Source organism: Rhodovulum adriaticum (genome assembly GCF_004345735.1).
GTDB classification, from domain to species: Bacteria; Pseudomonadota; Alphaproteobacteria; order Rhodobacterales; family Rhodobacteraceae; genus Rhodovulum; species Rhodovulum adriaticum.
In genome coordinates this window covers 97,495-114,387 of record NZ_SLXL01000010.1, presented here as the reverse complement: position 1 = coordinate 114,387, position 16,893 = coordinate 97,495, and the positions used below count along the sequence as shown (strand labels likewise).

General features: G+C 66.1%; 17 protein-coding genes. 5 read left to right on the top strand and 12 right to left on the bottom strand.

All coding sequences use genetic code 11. The features are described 5' to 3' along the window. Positions 1-146: 146 nt before the first annotated feature. Positions 147-2,279, bottom strand: a complete 2,133-nt coding sequence (gene scpA, locus EV656_RS12795; RefSeq protein ID WP_132604712.1) for a methylmalonyl-CoA mutase — start codon at positions 2,277-2,279, stop codon at positions 147-149. Between the two features lie 96 nt (positions 2,280-2,375). On the opposite strand from scpA, the gene EV656_RS12790 reads away from it, so the two are divergent. Next, positions 2,376-2,837, top strand: a complete 462-nt coding sequence (locus tag EV656_RS12790; RefSeq protein WP_132604710.1) for a DUF4174 domain-containing protein — start codon at positions 2,376-2,378, stop codon at positions 2,835-2,837. 61 nt (positions 2,838-2,898) lie between these two features. Here EV656_RS12790 and EV656_RS12785 read toward each other — a convergent pair whose 3' ends face one another. The 7 genes from EV656_RS12785 to EV656_RS12760 all read right to left on the bottom strand — a co-directional run bounded on the left by EV656_RS12785 (position 2,899) and on the right by EV656_RS12760 (position 8,482). Then, positions 2,899-4,899 (bottom strand): acetyl-CoA carboxylase biotin carboxylase subunit, encoded by a 2,001-nt coding sequence (locus EV656_RS12785; RefSeq protein ID WP_132604708.1) that lies wholly within the window; start codon positions 4,897-4,899, stop codon positions 2,899-2,901. 132 nt (positions 4,900-5,031) lie between these two features. Continuing rightward, on the bottom strand, positions 5,032-5,232 hold the full coding sequence (locus EV656_RS12780) for a hypothetical protein (protein WP_132604706.1): 201 nt from the start codon (positions 5,230-5,232) through the stop codon (positions 5,032-5,034). 145 nt (positions 5,233-5,377) lie between these two features. Then, on the bottom strand, positions 5,378-5,737 hold the full coding sequence (locus tag EV656_RS12775; protein ID WP_132604704.1) for a hypothetical protein: 360 nt from the start codon (positions 5,735-5,737) through the stop codon (positions 5,378-5,380). Between the two features lie 66 nt (positions 5,738-5,803). Next, positions 5,804-5,935 (bottom strand): hypothetical protein, encoded by a 132-nt coding sequence (locus tag EV656_RS16895; protein ID WP_274610533.1) that lies wholly within the window; start codon positions 5,933-5,935, stop codon positions 5,804-5,806. Between the two features lie 265 nt (positions 5,936-6,200). Next, positions 6,201-6,599 (bottom strand): RidA family protein, encoded by a 399-nt coding sequence (locus EV656_RS12770; protein ID WP_207287041.1) that lies wholly within the window; start codon positions 6,597-6,599, stop codon positions 6,201-6,203. Further along, entirely contained in the window at positions 6,596-6,946 is a 351-nt protein-coding gene (locus EV656_RS12765; protein WP_132604702.1) for a hypothetical protein, read from the bottom strand. The genes EV656_RS12770 and EV656_RS12765 overlap by 4 nt, the downstream gene beginning before the upstream one ends. 3 nt (positions 6,947-6,949) lie before the next feature. Beyond that, positions 6,950-8,482 (bottom strand): acyl-CoA carboxylase subunit beta, encoded by a 1,533-nt coding sequence (locus EV656_RS12760; RefSeq protein WP_132604700.1) that lies wholly within the window; start codon positions 8,480-8,482, stop codon positions 6,950-6,952. Between the two features lie 181 nt (positions 8,483-8,663). On the opposite strand from EV656_RS12760, the gene EV656_RS12755 reads away from it, so the two are divergent. From EV656_RS12755 to EV656_RS12745, 3 genes are all read left to right on the top strand, one after another. Further along, positions 8,664-9,914, top strand: a complete 1,251-nt coding sequence (locus EV656_RS12755; RefSeq protein WP_132604698.1) for a multidrug effflux MFS transporter — start codon at positions 8,664-8,666, stop codon at positions 9,912-9,914. A 67-nt stretch (positions 9,915-9,981) separates the two neighbouring features. Then, positions 9,982-11,385 (top strand): helix-turn-helix domain-containing protein, encoded by a 1,404-nt coding sequence (locus tag EV656_RS12750; protein WP_132604728.1) that lies wholly within the window; start codon positions 9,982-9,984, stop codon positions 11,383-11,385. Positions 11,386-11,444: 59 nt separating this feature from the next. Continuing rightward, positions 11,445-11,930 carry an SRPBCC family protein gene (locus EV656_RS12745; protein WP_132604696.1) on the top strand — a complete coding sequence of 162 codons (486 nt, stop codon included), beginning with the start codon at positions 11,445-11,447 and terminating at the stop codon, positions 11,928-11,930. Between the two features lie 307 nt (positions 11,931-12,237). Here EV656_RS12745 and EV656_RS12735 read toward each other — a convergent pair whose 3' ends face one another. From EV656_RS12735 to EV656_RS12725, 3 genes are all read right to left on the bottom strand, one after another. After that, positions 12,238-12,804, bottom strand: a complete 567-nt coding sequence (locus EV656_RS12735; RefSeq protein WP_132604694.1) for a hemerythrin domain-containing protein — start codon at positions 12,802-12,804, stop codon at positions 12,238-12,240. A gap of 42 nt (positions 12,805-12,846) precedes the next feature. Further along, positions 12,847-13,764 carry a DMT family transporter gene (locus EV656_RS12730; protein WP_242468981.1) on the bottom strand — a complete coding sequence of 306 codons (918 nt, stop codon included), beginning with the start codon at positions 13,762-13,764 and terminating at the stop codon, positions 12,847-12,849. 90 nt (positions 13,765-13,854) lie between these two features. Next, positions 13,855-14,595 carry a YebC/PmpR family DNA-binding transcriptional regulator gene (locus tag EV656_RS12725; protein ID WP_132604692.1) on the bottom strand — a complete coding sequence of 247 codons (741 nt, stop codon included), beginning with the start codon at positions 14,593-14,595 and terminating at the stop codon, positions 13,855-13,857. A 125-nt stretch (positions 14,596-14,720) separates the two neighbouring features. Here EV656_RS12725 and EV656_RS12720 point away from each other — a divergent pair, with 125 nt between their 5' ends. Continuing rightward, a complete protein-coding gene (locus EV656_RS12720) occupies positions 14,721-16,502 on the top strand; it encodes an SLC13 family permease (RefSeq protein WP_132604690.1) in 1,782 nt (593 codons plus the stop codon). 7 nt (positions 16,503-16,509) lie between these two features. Here the strand turns inward: EV656_RS12720 and EV656_RS12715 are convergent, their stop codons facing one another. Further along, the gene (locus EV656_RS12715) at positions 16,510-16,893 is read right to left on the bottom strand and encodes a hypothetical protein (RefSeq protein ID WP_132604688.1); all 384 of its coding nucleotides are present in this window, start codon (positions 16,891-16,893) and stop codon (positions 16,510-16,512) included.

Here is a 16,893-nt window from a genome sequence, read left to right as displayed (position 1 = left end):
CCCCCCCCCCCCCCCCCCCCCCCCCCCCCCCCCCCCCCCCCCCCCCCCCCCCCCCCCCCCCCCCCCCCCCCCCCCCCCCCCCCCCCCCCCCCCCCGGGCCGGCTTGGCAAGCCAAGCCGGCCCGATCGCAATAGGCGTCGCCGCGCCTACCCGCGCGCTTCGCGGATCAGACGCAGGATGTTCTGCGCCGCAGTCGGGATGTTGGTGCCCGGCCCAAAGATCGCCTTGACCCCGGCGTTATACAGGAACTCGTAATCCTGCTGCGGGATCACGCCGCCGCAGATCACGATGATATCCTCGGCGCCCTGGGCCTTCAGCGCCTCAATCAGCTTGGGCGCCAGCGTCTTGTGCCCGGCGGCCAGCGAGGAAATCCCAACGACATGCACGTCGCTGTCGATGGCGTCCTGCGCGGCCTCTTCGGGGGTCTGGAACAGCTGCCCCACATCCACGTCGAACCCGATATCGGCAAAGGCCGTGGCGATCACCTTGGCGCCCCGATCGTGCCCGTCCTGGCCCATCTTGACCACCAGCATCCGCGGGCGGCGGCCTTCGACTTCAGCAAAATCCTCAACCGATTTCTGGATCGCGGCAAAGCCGTCATCGCCCTCATAGGCCGCGCCATAGACACCCGACAGGGTGCGCACATCGGCACTGTGGCGTCCGAACACCTTTTCCATTGCCATGCTGATCTCTCCAACGGATGCGCGCGCACGGGCGGCTTCCACCGCGAGGCGCAGCAGGTTGCCTTCGCCGCTTTCGGCCGCCGCCTCCAGATCGGCCAACGCCTTGTCGCAGGCGGCCTGGTCGCGGGTGGCGCGGATCTTTTCCAGCCGGGCGATCTGGGACTCGCGCACCTTGACGTTGTCGATGTCCAGGATGTCGAGATCGTCCTCTTTTTCCAGCCGGAACTTGTTGACGCCGACGATCACCTCTTCGGCGCGGTCGACGCGCGCCTGCCATTTCGCGGCGGCCTCTTCGATGCGCAGCTTGGGCATGCCGGTGGCCACGGCCTTGGTCATGCCGCCCATCTCGTCGATTTCCTCGATGATCGCCCAGGCGGCATCGGCCAGATCGGCGGTCAGCTTCTCGACGTAGTAGGAACCCGCCAGCGGATCGACGACCTTGGTCACCTTGGTTTCATTCTGCAGGATCAGCTGGGTGTTGCGCGCGATCCGGGCGGAAAACTCGGTCGGCAGGGCGATCGCCTCGTCAAAGGCGTTGGTGTGCAGCGACTGGGTGCCGCCCAGCACGGCGCTCATCGCCTCATAGGCGGTGCGGATGATGTTGTTGTAGGGGTCCTGTTCGGCAAGGCTGACACCGCTGGTCTGGCAGTGCGTGCGCAGCATCAGCGATTTGGGGTTCTTCGGCTCGAACTCGGACATGATGCGGTGCCACAGGAAACGCGCGGCGCGCAGCTTGGCGATTTCCATGAAGAAGTTGGTGCCGATGGCAAAGAAGAACGACAGCCGCCCGGCAAAGGCATCCACGTCCAGCCCGCGCGACAGCGCCGCCTTCACGTATTCCTTGCCGTCGGCCAGCGTAAACGCCAGCTCCTGCACCAGGTTCGCCCCGGCCTCTTGCATGTGATAGCCGGAGATCGAGATCGAGTTGAAGCGCGGCATGTCGGTCGAGGTGAACTCGATGATGTCCGAAATGATCCGCATCGAGGGTTCGGGCGGATAGATATAGGTGTTGCGCACCATGAACTCTTTCAGAATGTCGTTCTGAATGGTGCCCGACAGTTGCTTGCGCTCGACGCCCTGTTCCTCGCCCGCGACGATAAAATTCGCGAGGATCGGGATCACGGCGCCGTTCATCGTCATCGAGACCGAGATATCGCCCAGCGGGATACCATCGAACAGGATCTTCATGTCCTCGACGCTGTCGATGGCCACGCCCGCCTTGCCGACATCGCCGACCACGCGCGGGTGGTCGCTGTCATAGCCGCGGTGGGTCGCCAGGTCGAAGGCGACCGAAACACCCTGCTGACCGGCGGCCAGCGCCTTGCGGTAAAAGGCGTTCGATTCCTCGGCGGTGGAAAAGCCCGCATATTGCCGGATCGTCCAGGGGCGCCCGGCATACATCGTGGCCTTGGGACCGCGGGTAAAGGGCGCTTCGCCAGGGACGGAGCCCATATGTTCCAGATCCTGCGTGTCCTCTTCCGTGTAAAGCGGCTTGACCGGAATGCCCTCGGGGGTGTTCCAGGTCAGCTCGTCCAAGCTGCGCCCGCGTAGCTCTTTCTCGGCCATCTTGGCCCAGCGATCTGTCTTGTCCGTCATCGGATCGTTCCTTCTTGCTGCGGCCCTGCGTCTTGCGCAGGGTTAGCCTTCGCTTTCTTTCCGCCTGCGCCTATATCTGGCTCGACAGGAGGCATCATGAACACACGTCTTGTTTCGCTTGCGCTGGCCGTGCTGACGGCATTCGCCCCGGCTGCCCACGCGGTAGAGGACGCCACGCCGCTGGCCCGCTGGCAGCAGGACCCTACAGCGGTCCTACAGGCCGAGGGGATCGCGATCGAGGATTTCCACTGGCTGGCGCGGCCCGTGGTCGTTTTCGCCGACAGCCCCGCAGACCCGCGATACCGCGAGCAGATGGAACTGCTGCTGGACCGCATGGACGAACTGACGGCCCGCGACGTGGTGGTGATCGTCGACACCGACCCGTCCGCCCGCAGCGCCCTGCGCACGAAACTGCGCCCGCGCGGCTTTATGCTGGTGCTCATCGGCAAGGATGGCGGCGTGAAACTGCGCAAGCCCTTCCCGTGGGACGTGCGCGAACTCAGCCGGTCCATCGACAAGATGCCCCTGCGCCAGCAGGAAATCCGCGACGGACAGTAACCGGCCGGCCACCCGCGCCGGTCGCGCGCATGGCGCGGCAGGGCATGGGTGGCCGTGCGGGTCATTCGAACTCCATGATCACGTCGTCCACGGCCAGGCTGTCGCCGGGGCCAGCATTGATCTTGGTCACGACGCCCCGGCGTTCGGCACGCAGGATGTTTTCCATCTTCATCGCCTCGACCGTGCACAGGGCCTGGCCTTCCTGCACCTCCTGCCCCTCTTCCACATCGATCTTCACGATCAGGCCGGGCATCGGGCAGAGCAGCAGTTTCGAGGTATCCGGCGGCAGCTTTTCGGGCATCAGCGCGGCCAGCTCGGCCTGGCGCGGGGTGTAGACCGCCACCTTCATGTCGGCGCCGCGGGTACGGATGCGATAGCCGTTCGCCGCCTTGCCGACCTTCAGCACCAGCGGCTCTGCGTCGATCTCGATCCGGGCCAGCGATTGCCCGGGCGTCCAGTCCGAGGTCACCCGATGGGTATCGCCCTCGGCAAAGGTCACGGTCGACCCGTCCCGGTCGGCCTCGATGCTCAGCGCAAAGCGCTGGCCCTGGGCGACCACGACCCAATCCTTGCCCACGGTGCGTTCGTGGTTGTCCATCCGACCCGAAATGCGCGCCCGCCGAATTTCCGCGACGCGATACATCGCCGCCGCCGCCGCCGCGACGCGGCGCAATTGCGGCTCGGGCAGCGTCACACCGTCAAAGCCTTCGGGATATTCCTCGGCGATGAAGGCGGTGGTCATCTCGCCCGCGCAGAACTTGGGATGATCCATCACCGCCGACAGGAAGGGCAGGTTGTGGCCGATCCCCTCCACCTCGAAGGCATCCAGCGCGGTGCGCATCTCTTCGATCGCGCCCGCCCGGGTCGGGGCCCAGGTGCACAGCTTGGCGATCATCGGGTCGTAATACATGCTGATCTCGCCGCCTTCGTAGACGCCGGTATCGTTGCGGACCACGGCCGCGTCATGGGCCGATTCCGCGGGCGGACGATAGCGCGTCAGCCGCCCGATGGAGGGCAAGAAGTTGCGGTAGGGATCTTCGGCATAAAGGCGGCTTTCCATCGCCCAACCGTTCAGTTTCACGTCGTCCTGGGTGATCGACAGCGCCTCGCCGTTGGCGACACGGATCATCTGTTCCACCAGGTCGATGCCGGTAATCAGCTCGGTGACGGGGTGTTCCACCTGAAGCCGCGTGTTCATTTCCAGGAAGTAGAAATTCTTGTCGCCATCGACGATGAATTCCACCGTCCCTGCGCTGGCATAGCCCACCGCCTGCGCCAGGGCGCAGGCCTGTTCGCCCATCGCCTTGCGGGTTGCCTCGTCCAGGAAGGGGCTGGGCGCCTCTTCGATGACCTTCTGGTTGCGCCGCTGGATCGAGCATTCCCGTTCGCCCAGATAGATGCAGTTGCCGTGCTTGTCGGCCAGCACCTGAATTTCGATATGGCGCGGCTGCGTCACGAATTTCTCGATGAAGATCCGGTCGTCGCCAAAGCTGTTGGCCGCCTCGTTCTTGGACGACTGAAAGCCCTCGCGCGCCTCTTCGTCATTCCAGGCGATACGCATGCCCTTGCCGCCGCCGCCCGCGCTGGCCTTGATCATCACCGGATAGCCGATTTCCTGGCTGATCTTCACCGCCTCGTCGGCATCCTCGATCAGGCCCATATAGCCGGGCACGGTGGAAACGCCGGCCTCCTGCGCGATCTTCTTCGAGGTGATCTTGTCGCCCATCGCCTCGATCGCGTTCGCGGGCGGGCCGATGAAGGCCACTTCGGCCTTCTCCAGCGCCTCGGCGAACAGTTTGTTTTCCGACAGGAAGCCATAGCCCGGATGCACCGCCTGCGCGCCGCTTTCCCGGATCGCGGCCATGACCTTGTCGATCACGATATAGGACTGGTTCGCGGGCGGCGGGCCGATATGGATCGCCTCATCGGCCATCTGCACATGCAGCGCATGCTTGTCCGCGTCCGAATAGACGGCCACCGTCTGGATGCCCATCTTGCGGGCGGTCTTGATGACCCGGCAGGCGATCTCGCCCCGGTTCGCGATCAGGATCTTGTCGAACATGTCCGTCCCTTCCAGCGTTCCGCCCGGGCGTCCCCGCCCCGGCGCTGACAAAACAAAGGGCCACCGGGGCGTACTGCCCCGATGACCCTGTCACAAACGGTCGCGTCGGCCCCGAAGGCCCCCGCGATCAGATCAGTTGCACACGCCCGCGTCGTCGCACAGCGCGCCCGCAGCGGCACCGGCCGCTGCACCGGCCGCGACATTGCCGCCCAGTGCGTCGGCCACGACCGCACCGCCAACGGCACCGGCAAGCGCCCGCTCGCCGTCGTTGGACATGCAGCCCGCGAGAACCGCCAGCGCGGCGCACGCGGCAAAAAGCTTGATACCACCCATTTTTCCCTGCCTCCTTGGGAGTTGTTCGAACATCCAAAGGATAGCGCGGCAGACCCGGCCAGGGAATAGCCCATAGGGCCGCGATCGGCGGTTTTCCACCACCGGCGGGGGCCGGTCGCATTGGGGCAAGACAGGGTGCAGCCGGTCATTCCCAGCCCCCCCCGTCAAAGGCATCCGGGAACGCCGCGCGGGCACGGGGCAGGTCGATCCGCAACAGCGCCTCATAGCTTTCGGGATCGAAGGGATCCTCGGCCGGCACGACCTCGCGGCCGAAAAGCCAGGACAGACGCCCGGCATCCAGGTTTCCCCGCTCGAACGGCGCCTCGCCGAAATAATCCCACAGCGCCGCCAAGAACGCTGCATCGGCCCGTCGGTCGGCCGGCCGGCGGTCGGCATAGCGTTCACGCGCGGTCAGGCGCGTTGCACCGGCCTTGTTCGCGCGGCGAATGGTGAACTGGAAATCCGTGCCCGGCAGGCGGCTGGGAAAACCGCGATGTTTCAGCATGCCGCACCTCCCCGGGCCGGGACGTGCGGAAGGGACGGGGCGGGACGAACCCGCCCCTTATCCCGATCAGTACTTGTTGTAGGTCGGCTCGGCCGGGATCGGCTCGGGCTCGACGTACACAACTTCTTCCTGCTGGGCGCAAGCCGCCACGAAGGCGACGAGGGACACGGCCAGAAGGGTTTTGATGCTCTTGGACATCCGAAGCTCCTGTTACTGTTGCGGGTGGGGGCTGGCCCCACCCCGATCAAGGTACAGGTCACAAACACGTAACCTTCCGCGATGATACCGAAAGGTTTTGGTTTTGCACGCGTTTCATGCCCCCCAAACAGGCCATGTGGCGGAAAAAACGCATCGCGGGAGGCGGATAAGCTTCTCCCGGCAAGATATTGTCGCATCTTGGGAAACGTCGCGCCCCGCCAAAAACGGGCTTTGCCCGGCCCGGAGGATGGAAACAGCGGCCGATTCATGAAACCGGCCTCCGCGCGAGGGCGTCGACCTCAACCAGCGCGCCAACCGCCAGCCCGGTCACCCCGATGGTGGTCCGCGCAGGGCGGCGATCTGCGGGGAAAAATCCGGCATAGGTGTCGTTGAAGACGGCGTAGTCGCGGTCGAATTCGGTCAGGTAACAGCGGCACTGGACGATATGGGACAGATCCAGCCCGACGCCGTTCAGAACGATCCCGAGGTTTTGCATCACCCGCCGGGTCTGCGCGGCGATGCCCTGCGGCAAGGGGGCATCGGGCGCCGCCGGATCGGTGGGCATCTGTCCGGTCAGCATCACCCAGCCATCGGCCTCCACCGCGTGGGAAAACGGCGCGACGGGGCGCGGGCCGCCCTGGATCATGTGGAACAGCGGGCTCATGCGTCCCCCGGCAATCTGGCGTGGGCCAGCCAGCGGGCGCGATGGGCCGGGCTGGCCAGCAACGCGGCGATGCGCGCCTCGGCGCGGGCGCGGGGAAATGGCTGCGCCGCGCGCCCGCCGGCGGTGACGGTCAGGCCGGTCTTTGCTTCTTCGACCCGCACCACCGGGGAAAAGCCGCGCAGATCCTGCAACGCCCGCCACATGTCCTGGCGGATCTGCTGCGCCAGACGCCCCTTGCGCGCGGCGGGAAACCCCGCGCGGGCGCACAGGTCAAGGCGCACCGGCAAGTGGCGTGCCAGCGTCAATGCGCCCGGTTCGCGCAGGATATGCCAGCCCCGTCGCGCCATCGCTCAGAGCGGGATATTGTCGTGCTTCTTCCAGGGCATCTGGCGCTTCTTGTTGCGAAGCGCGGCAAAGGCCCGGCTGACACGGCGGCGCGTGCTGCGCGGCTGGATCACCTCGTCGATAAAGCCACGCTCGGCCGCGACGAAGGGGTTGGCAAAGGCATCCTCGTATTCCTTGGTGCGCGCGGCGATCTTGTCCGCGTCGCCCAGTTCGGAACGGTACAGGATTTCAGTCGCGCCCTTGGCGCCCATCACCGCGATTTCCGAGGTCGGCCAGGCATAGTTGATGTCGCCGCGCAGATGCTTGGAACTCATCACCACGTAGGCGCCGCCATAGGCCTTGCGGGTGATGACCGTCACCTTGGGCACGGTGGCCTCGCCATAGGCGAACAGCAGTTTCGCGCCATGCTTGATGACGCCGTCATATTCCTGCTTGGTCCCGGGCAGGAAGCCGGGCACATCCACCAGCGTAAGGATCGGAATTTCAAAGGCATCGCAGAAGCGGACGAAGCGGGCCGCCTTGCGCGCGCTGTCGATGTCCAGAACCCCGGCCAGCACCATCGGCTGGTTGGCGACGACACCCACGGTCTGACCCTCCAGCCGGAAGAAGCCGGTGATGATGTTCTTGGCGAAATCTTCCTGGATCTCGTAGAAATCGCCCTCGTCGGCGATTTTCACGATCAGTTCCTTCATGTCGTAGGGCACGTTCGGGTTGTCCGGCACCAGCGTATCCAGGCTGGCATCCACCCGGTCGGGATCGTCGAAGAAGGGGCGAACGGGCGGCTTTTCGCGGTTGTTCAGCGGCAGGAAATCAACCAGCCGCCGCACCTCGTAAAGCGCCTCGACATCGTTTTCAAAGGCCGCATCGGCGACCGAGCTTTTCTTGGTATGGGTAGAGGCGCCGCCCAGTTCCTCGGCGGTGACCTGTTCGTTGGTCACTGTTTTCACCACATCGGGGCCGGTGACGAACATGTAGGACGAATCCCGCACCATGAAGATGAAATCGGTCATCGCCGGGCTGTAGACCGCGCCGCCCGCACACGGCCCCATGATGACGCTGATCTGCGGCACCACGCCAGAGGCCTCGATATTGCGCTGGAACACCTCGCCATAGCCGGCAAGGCTGTCCACACCTTCCTGAATGCGCGCACCGCCCGAGTCGTTGATGCCGATCACAGGGGCGCCGTTCTGCATCGCCATGTCCATGATCTTGCAGATCTTCTGCGCGTGGGTGTTGGACACCGACCCGCCAAGGACCGTGAAATCCTGGGAAAAGACATAGACCTGACGGCCATTGATCGTCCCCCAGCCGGTCACGACGCCGTCGCCGTAGGGTCGGTTTTCCTCCATCCCGAAATCGGTACACCGATGGGCCATGAACATGTCGAACTCTTCGAAGCTGCCCTCGTCAAGCAGCAGGTCGATGCGCTCGCGCGCGGTCAGCTTGCCCTTGGCGTGCTGGCTCTCGATACGTTTCTCGCCACCCCCCAGTCGGGCAATGTCGCGGCGGCGTTCGAGCTCTTGCAGGATGTCCTTCATCGGTGCTGGTCCCTCGCGGAAATTTGCGGCAACCTAACGGGGGCCTGCACGACATAAAAGAACCTTTCGGAATATTTGCAAATATTTCTCCGGACCGCTGTCGCAAAATGAATATTTGCGAACACTCCTCCCCTGCACTGGCCCGATAGACAAGCGCGCAGCACTGGCTTACATGCCATGCATGACCCCACCTTCCCGGGTGCGTTTCCTCGATCGCACCACCCCACCCCATATTGCGACGCTGGTTCTGCTGTCGGGCATCGCTGCGCTGTCGATGAACGTCTTCCTGCCCTCGCTGCCCATGATGGCAGAGGAGTTCGGTACGGATTACGCGGTCATGCAGCTTTCCGTGGCGCTGTACCTGGCGGTCAACGCGATCCTGCAACTGGTCATCGGCCCGATCTCTGACCGGTACGGGCGGCGGCCGGTGCTGCTGGTGTCATTGGGCCTGTTCCTGCTGGCGACGCTGGGCTGTTTGCTGGCCCCCAACGCACAGGTATTCCTGGCGTTCCGCATGGCACAGGCCGTCATCGTGACCGGCATGGTCCTGAGCCGCGCAGTCGTGCGCGACATGGTGGCCGATGCGCAGGCGGCGTCGATGATCGGCTATGTGACGATGGGCATGGCACTGGTGCCGATGGTCGGCCCGACGATTGGCGGCGTGCTGGACCAGATGTTCGGCTGGCGGGCCAGCTTCGGCTTTCTGTTTCTGTCAGGGGCCGCGGTGCTGGCCCTGACCTGGGCCGATCTCGGCGAAACCGCGACCCCGCGCAAGGTCAGCCTGCTGGGCCAGTTCGGCCAGTACCCCGAGCTGTTCCGCTCGCGCCGGTTCTGGGGCTATACGCTGACGGCGTCCTTCGCCTCGGGGGCGTTCTTTGCCTATCTGGGCGGCGCCCCCTTCGTGGGGACAGAGGTGTTCGGCCTGTCGCCCGCGGTGCTGGGCCTCTATTTCGGGATCGCGGCCCTGGGCTACATGGCCGGGAATTTCATCTCGGGGCGTTACTCGGTCCGGATCGGGATCAACGGGATGATCCTGCGCGGCACCCTGATCGCGGGATCGGCACCGCTGATTTCCATGGCGTTCTTCGCCCTGGGCGCCACGCATCCGCTGGCCTTTTTCGGGGTGATGGCGCTGGTCGGCCTGGGCAACGGCATGGTGATGCCGAACGCCACGGCAGGCATGCTGTCAGTACGCCCGCATCTGGCCGGCACAGCCAGCGGGCTGGGCGGCGCGATCATGATCGGCGGCGGCGCGGGCCTGTCGGCGCTGGCCGGTGCGCTGCTTGCGCCGGGCACGGGCGCCTGGCCCCTGCTGGGCATCATGCTTGCCACGTCGCTCAGCGCAGTGCTGGCAATGCTGTATGTCCGCCGCATCGACCTGCGCGAGGGGCCGTTGGCCGAGGGCGCGCCCGCCGACCCGCCGCAGGGCTGACCGCTTGCGAGCGGGCTTTGCAAAGGCTACTCAGGTTTCCGGCTAATCCGCAAACCGGGAACGCATGATGGCGGTTCGAAAACTCTATGCCGGGGTGAAACTACGCGAAACGCGAACGCGGCTGGGGCTGACGCAAAAGGCCTTTGCCGCCAAGCTGGGCGTGTCGCTGCCCTATCTCAACCAGATGGAGAACAACAACCGCCCCGTGTCCTCGACGGTGTTGCTGGCGCTGGCCTCGGAATTCGGGTTCGACGTGACGGAACTGTCGGCGGGGGATGCCGAACGGCTGGTTTCGGACATGCGCGAGGCGCTGGCCGACCCGGTTTTCGGCGACAGCGCGCCGCCGCTTGCCGATCTGCGGCTGGCCGCCTCCAACGCCCCGGCGCTGGCCCGCGCGTTTCTGGAATTGCACCGCGCCTATCGGCAAAGCCACGAACGCCTGGCCTCGCTGGACGAGGCGTTGGGCCGCGAGGATGCCGCGCTCAGCCCCTCGCCCTGGGAAGAGGTGCGCGACTTCTTTCATTACTGCGACAACTACATCGACGCGGTGGACCACGCCGCCGAGCATTTCATGCGCCCCGACGGCGGCAACCCCGACCCCGAGATCCGCGCCGCCGAGATGCTGGAACGCGCCGGGATCACCCTGCGTTTTGCGGACATCCCCGGCCTGCGCCAGTATGACGAGGGCAGCCGCACGCTGACCCTGCCCAACCGGCTGAGCGGGCCGACGCGGCGCTTCCAGTTGTTGCACCAGCTTGCCCTGCTGACCCAGGCCAAGCTGCTGGAGGCCACGCTGGACCTGGCCCGGTTCCAAAGCCCCGAGGCCCGCGCCATCGCCCGGATCGGCATGGCCAACTATTTCGCCGGTGCGGCCCTCTTGCCCTACAGCCGGTTCCTGGAGGCCGCACAGGCCACCCGCCACGATCTGGAATTGCTGGCAGACCAGTTCGGCGCCTCGATCGAGCAGGTGGCGCATCGCCTGTCCACCCTGCAACGGCCCGGCGCCAAGGGGTTGCCCTTCTACTTCGTCCGGGTGGATCAGGCCGGGACCATCACGAAACGCCATTCCGCCGCACCGCTGCAATTCGCCCGGTACGGCGGCGCCTGCCCCCTGTGGAACGTGCACCGCGCCTTTGAAACGCCGGGCCAGTTCCTGCGCCAACTGGCCGAAACGCCGGACGGGGTGCGCTATTTCTGCCTGGCGCGCGACGTGTCCAAACCGGGCGGCGCCTGGGGCGCGCCGGTGCGCCGCTTCGCCATCGGCCTGGGCTGCGAGGTGCGGCACGCGGGCGCGCTGGTCTACACGGACGATCTGGACCTGGACAACGCCGCGGCCTTTGAACCCATCGGAATTTCCTGCCGCATCTGCGAGCGGCGCAATTGCCACCAGCGCGCGGTGCCGCCCCTGGAACGGCGCCTCAGCGTGAACGCGGATCTGCGCGGCGTGCTGCCCTACGAGGTTGCCGAATAGTTTTGACCTGTCCGCCCCGCCCACCCTAAAAACAGGGAGGGAGACTTGGGAGGACACGCATGGAACTGACCGGCAGCCGCATGATCGCGGCCGACCGCGCAACCGTCTGGGCATACCTGACCGACCCGGACACGCTGCGCAGCTGCATCCCCGGATGCCAGGAACTGGAAGGCACGCTGGAAGATGGCTTTGACGCCGTGGTCAAGCAGAAGGTCGGCCCGGTAAAGGCCACCTTCAAGGGGGCGGTGGCGGTGTCGGACATTGTCGCGCCCGAAAGCTACACCATCGCGGGCGAGGGCAAGGGCGGCGTCGCCGGCTTTGCCAAGGGGCGTGCGGATGTTCGGCTGGCCGAGGTGGCCGAGGGCACCGAACTGACCTATGACGTGCATGCAGAGGTGGGCGGCAAGCTGGCCCAGCTCGGTTCGCGGCTGATCCACGGCACGGCGAAAAAGCTGGCCGACCAGTTCTTCGAGAATTTCCAGAACGAGGTGGAAGGCCCCGCCGAGGACGCGAGCGAAGCCCCCGCGGCAGCAGAAGAGGACTGAGCCCCGGCGCGCGGGGGGCGAAAGCGGCAGGCCGGCGCCCTGGGACAGGGCCCGGCGATCTCGCCGTCCAGGACCATGCGCGTCTTGCGCATCTCGTTCAGGTGCAGATCGTCGGTCGGCTCAAGATCGCTTTCGACGCGATGCACCGCGCTGTTGATCCCCCCGAAAAGCCGGGCGAAATGCGCATCGGTTTCCTTGAGCGTTTGAACCCGCTCTGCCCGGTCCGGGAAATCCTCGGCAAACCTGTGTCGTCACAGGTCAGAACGCCCATTCCCGCTGCGCCCCTGCCCCCGATCACCCCGGCGCGTCAACCTTCCAGTTCCGCACCGTTTTTCAGGATGATCGGAACGACCAGTTCTTCCTCGTCCAGCAGATGCCGGTCCAGAAAACGGCTGAAACCCGCCAGTTCCCCGTGCAGGGCACCGGCACGATCGGTCAGGCGGATGGGTTCGGCCCGCAGCAGGCGGTTCGTTGCATCGGCCAGGGCGTGCAGCTTTTCGTCCAGCGCGTGGTGATCGTGGTCCAGAATCTCGAACCCGTGCTGCAGGCCCGGCTCCAGCGCCGAGAGGCGGGGAAAATAGTGCACGTCCTCGATCCGGTGGTGGGCATGCAATTGCGACAGCAGCATCTGTGCCTGCTGCCCCAGGCCGTGCCGCGCGCGTTCGGGCGCGATATTGCCGTCCAGCAACGCCTCGGTCCGGGTGGTCATCCCGGCCAGCAGGCGGCGGAACATCATGTGCCGTTCCATCCAGAAGCGGGTCAGGCCATCGAAATTTTCATGGCTTTCCCACAGGTCGCGCGGATGGTCCTGCAACAGCGTGCGCAGGGCATCGGGCAGGCCCGTGCGGGCCGTCAGGTCAGTCTTTTCCAGCATGGGCGGCAGGTAGCCCGCCCGCCCTGCGACGGCAAGCCGCGTTCACAGCTTCGTGGCCTCGGGCGGCGGCGTGACCGCACGGCGGCGCAGCACCGCCTCGCGCCAGGAAATGAACACCACCGCGCCCACGATCATCGCGCCGCCCAGTATCACCCAGACATCCACCGGCTCGCCAAAGACCAGCCAGCCCAGCAACGTCGCCCAAACCAATTGCAGAAAGGTGATCGGCTGGGTCACCGTCAGGGGGGCTGCGCGGAACGCGCGGGTCATCGCATAGTGGCCCATCGTGGCAAACAGCGCGGTAAGGGCCAGCCAGCCCAGTTGCGCCAGCGTCGGCGGCACCCAGACCGCCAGCGCCAACGGCGCCAGCACCAGCGTCACCGTCACAGACATCATCGCGACAACCACGCCGGCCCCGTCCTGCTCGCTCAGCTTCTTGGCCAGCAGGTAAGAGCCGCCGAAGAAAAGCGCCGTGAACAGCATCGCGATATGCCCGTCCGAGATTTCGCGAAACCCCGGGCGCAGGATCACCAGCACACCGGCAAAGGCCACCGCGATGGCCAGGATACGCCGCAGCGCCAGACGCTCGCCAAAGATCAGCGCCGCCCCGATGGTCACGTAAACCGGGTTGAGGTAGTTCATCGCCGTAACCTCGGCGATGGGAATGCGGGTCATTGCATAGAACCAGCAGATCACGCCCGCCCCATGGACCAGCCCGCGCCAGCCATACAGCGCCAGCGTCCCCCGCGACAGCCCGCCCCGCATCAGAACCGCCAGCGTCGGCGCCAGAAAGACAAGCCCGAACAGGAACCGCAGGAACGCTGCCTGCGGCGCGGGCACGCCTTCGCCCACGGTCTTTACGCAGGCCAGAACCCCGACGAAGCTGAAGCCCGTCGCCAGCATCCACAGAATGCCGATAAGGGGCGACTGCCCCTGTTGCGGTTCCGTCCTGTCGGCCATTCGCGGATGTGACCGCAACCGGGGCGCGGACGCAAGGGGGCAACCGCACCGATCCGCCATGCAGCCGGGCGATAGCTCGCCCGGCCTGGGTCAGAGCTGGGCCAGAACCTCGTCGCTGGCCTCGAAATTGGTGGTGACGCGCTGCACGTCGTCGTCATCCTCCAGCGCGTCGACCAGCTTCATCAGCTTCTGCATGCCGTCAAGCTCCAGCTCGGTCGTGGTCGAGGGCTGCCAGATCAGCTTGGTCGAGTCGCTTTCGCCCAGTTCGGCCTCCAGCGCGGTGGCGACCTCGTTCAGGTCGGTGTCGGCGCAGATGATCGTGTGCCCGTCCTCGCCGCTTTCGACATCCTCGGCGCCGGCCTCGATCGCGGCCATCATCACGGTGTCCGCATCGCCCACCTCGGCGGGGTAAGTGATTTCACCCTTGCGTTCGAACATGAACGCGACCGAGCCGGTCTCGCCCAGGTTCCCGCCATTCTTGGTAAAGGTCGAACGCACGTTGGACGCGGTGCGGTTGCGGTTGTCGGTCATCGCCTCAACGATCACGGCAACGCCGCCGGGGCCGTAGCCCTCATAGCGGATTTCCTCGTAATCCTCGCTGTCGCCGCCGGTGGCCTTTTTGATGGCGCGTTCGATCACGTCCTTGGGGACCGAGTTCGACTTGGCCTCTTTCACCGCCAGGCGCAGGCGCGGGTTCTTTTCAGGGTCGGGGTCGCCCATCTTGGCGGCGACGGTGATCTCTTTCGACAGCTTGGAAAACAGCTTGGAGCGCGCCGCATCCTGGCGTCCCTTGCGGTGCTGGATATTCGCCCATTTGGAATGGCCTGCCATGGAACCCTCTTTGACGGCTGAACTCGACGGGGGTCTCTATATGTCAGCCACGCCGGGGGCCGCAAGCCCGCGCGCCGTTGCAAATGCCGCGCCGATCCGCTTGGCTACACGCAACGGAGGCGCCCATGACCCAGGACCAGATCATTCTCTTCGCGCTGTTCGGCGCGGTCTTCGCCGCGCTTTTGTGGGGGCGATGGCGGTATGACCTGGTGGCCTTTACCGCGCTGCTGTCCGCGGTGGTGCTGGGCGTCGTCCCCGCAAGCGAGGCGTTTGCGGGCTTTGGCCACCCGGCCACGCTGGTCGTGGCGCTGGTGCTGATCGTTTCGGCGGGGCTGGTGCGCTCGGGCGCGGTCTACCTGATTACCCGAACGCTGGTGGACAGCGCGCGGGGCCTGGGCGCGCATATCGCGATCATGGGCGGCATCGGCGGGGTTCTGTCGGCCTTTATGAACAACGTGGCGGCGCTGGCGCTGCTGATGCCCGTGGACATCGCCACCGCGCGCAAGGCCGGGCGCGCACCGGGCCTGTCGCTGATGCCGCTGGCCTTTGCCACGATTCTGGGCGGCATGGTCACGCTGATCGGCACGCCGCCCAACATCATCATTTCCGGCATCCGCGAGGACAGCCTGGGCGCACCGTTCCAAATGTTCGACTTTGCCCCCGTGGGCGGAACGGCGGCGATTGCGGGCCTGATCTTCGTGGCGCTGATCGGCTGGCGCCTGATCCCGCGGGGCGAACACATCACCCATGCCAAGAACCCGATGGCGGAATTCGCCCAATACATCGCGGAACTGACCGTGCCCGAAGACTCCGCCCTGATCGGCCAGCGTCTGCATGAACTGGAAGAACAGGCGGAAAAGAACGACGTGGCGATCCTGGGCCTGGTTCGGGATGGCAAGCGCCGCTATGGCCCGCAGCGCGCCACCCCCCTGCGCGCGGGCGATGCGCTGGTGCTGGAGGCCACGCCCGATGCGCTGGACGAATTTCGCGCCGCCCTCAGCCTGGATTTCGCCGAGAAGGACCGCGAAAAACAGTTGCGTGCCGAGGGCGCGGGCCTGTCCATCGTCGAGGTGGTGGTGCCAGATCAGTCCCGCATCACCGGCAAGACGGCCCAATCCATCGGGCTGGGTTGGCGGCGGCGCACGGTGCTGCTGGGCATCTCGCGTCAGGGCAAGGCGATCCGCACGCAAATCCGCAAGACCCAGATCCGCCCCGGCGACATCCTGCTGCTGCTGACCCCCGAGGACACCGCCCAGGATGTGGTGGACTGGCTGGGCTGCCTGACGCTGGCCGACCGCGGGCTGGCGGTGACCGATACGCGCAAGACCTGGGGGGCGGTGGGCCTGTTCGTGGCGGCCGTCATGGCGGCCAGTTTCGGGCTGCTTTACCTGCCCATCGCGCTTGGGCTGGTGGTCGTGGGCTATCTCTTCTTCCGCATTCTGCCGCTGACCGAGGTCTACGACCATGTCGAATGGCCCGTTGTGGTGCTGCTGGGCTCGATGATCCCTCTGGGCACGGCGCTGGATGCCTCGGGCGGCACGCAACTGATTGCAAACGCGCTGGTCGGCTGGACCGAGGGATGGCCCGCCTGGGCGATCCTGACGGTGCTGATGGTGGTGACGATGACCCTGTCGGACGTGCTTAACAACACCGCGACCACGGTGGTTGCCGCCCCCGTAGGCATCCAGATGGCGCAGGGGCTGGGCGTCGATCCCGACCCGTTCCTGATGGCGGTGGCGGTCGCGGCCTCCTGCGCGTTCCTCACGCCCATCGGGCACAAGAACAACACGCTGATCCTGGGCCCCGGCGGCTATCGCTTTGGCGATTACTGGCGGATGGGGCTGCCGCTGGAACTGTTGATCGTCGCGGTCTCGGTGCCTGCGATCCTGGTGTTCTGGCCGCTTTAGCCGCAGCTCAGTCGTCGCCGGGCCCCAGCCGCGGCGGCGAGCGGAAAGCGTAGCGCCGCCCGCTGTCGCTGACCAGCTCCACCTCGGCCAGCGGGGCGACGACCTGTGCCTGCCCCAGGCTCTCGAACAGTTCCAGCACGATGAAGCGCAGCGGGTTCGTGCCCTCCTGCAGGCGCACCTCATAGGCCAGCGGCAGGGGGCAATCGTCCAGCCGCCCGGCCCAGCCCATTTGCGTCGGCGTGGCCGCGGCGCGGGACGCCGCGCAGCGCGCACCGCCCGACAGGGTGACCGTCAGGCTGTCCCGGGTCAGTTTCACCGCCTCGGGCTGCCCGCCCTGTTGCGGGGCACAGGCGGCAAGGGCAGCAAGGCTCAGGCAGGCAAGAACACGCAT

Coding starts and splice junctions, on each gene's coding strand:
- scpA (WP_132604712.1), bottom strand. CDS start 2,279: ATGACGGACAAGACAGATCGCTGGGCCAAGATGGCCGAGAAAGAGCTA.
- EV656_RS12790 (WP_132604710.1), top strand. CDS start 2,376: ATGAACACACGTCTTGTTTCGCTTGCGCTGGCCGTGCTGACGGCATTC.
- EV656_RS12785 (WP_132604708.1), bottom strand. CDS start 4,899: ATGTTCGACAAGATCCTGATCGCGAACCGGGGCGAGATCGCCTGCCGG.
- EV656_RS12780 (WP_132604706.1), bottom strand. CDS start 5,232: ATGGGTGGTATCAAGCTTTTTGCCGCGTGCGCCGCGCTGGCGGTTCTC.
- EV656_RS12775 (WP_132604704.1), bottom strand. CDS start 5,737: ATGCTGAAACATCGCGGTTTTCCCAGCCGCCTGCCGGGCACGGATTTC.
- EV656_RS16895 (WP_274610533.1), bottom strand. CDS start 5,935: ATGTCCAAGAGCATCAAAACCCTTCTGGCCGTGTCCCTCGTCGCCTTC.
- EV656_RS12770 (WP_207287041.1), bottom strand. CDS start 6,599: ATGAGCCCGCTGTTCCACATGATCCAGGGCGGCCCGCGCCCCGTCGCG.
- EV656_RS12765 (WP_132604702.1), bottom strand. CDS start 6,946: ATGGCGCGACGGGGCTGGCATATCCTGCGCGAACCGGGCGCATTGACG.
- EV656_RS12760 (WP_132604700.1), bottom strand. CDS start 8,482: ATGAAGGACATCCTGCAAGAGCTCGAACGCCGCCGCGACATTGCCCGA.
- EV656_RS12755 (WP_132604698.1), top strand. CDS start 8,664: ATGACCCCACCTTCCCGGGTGCGTTTCCTCGATCGCACCACCCCACCC.
- EV656_RS12750 (WP_132604728.1), top strand. CDS start 9,982: ATGGCGGTTCGAAAACTCTATGCCGGGGTGAAACTACGCGAAACGCGA.
- EV656_RS12745 (WP_132604696.1), top strand. CDS start 11,445: ATGGAACTGACCGGCAGCCGCATGATCGCGGCCGACCGCGCAACCGTC.
- EV656_RS12735 (WP_132604694.1), bottom strand. CDS start 12,804: ATGCTGGAAAAGACTGACCTGACGGCCCGCACGGGCCTGCCCGATGCC.
- EV656_RS12730 (WP_242468981.1), bottom strand. CDS start 13,764: ATGGCCGACAGGACGGAACCGCAACAGGGGCAGTCGCCCCTTATCGGC.
- EV656_RS12725 (WP_132604692.1), bottom strand. CDS start 14,595: ATGGCAGGCCATTCCAAATGGGCGAATATCCAGCACCGCAAGGGACGC.
- EV656_RS12720 (WP_132604690.1), top strand. CDS start 14,721: ATGACCCAGGACCAGATCATTCTCTTCGCGCTGTTCGGCGCGGTCTTC.
- EV656_RS12715 (WP_132604688.1), bottom strand. CDS start 16,893: ATGCGTGTTCTTGCCTGCCTGAGCCTTGCTGCCCTTGCCGCCTGTGCC.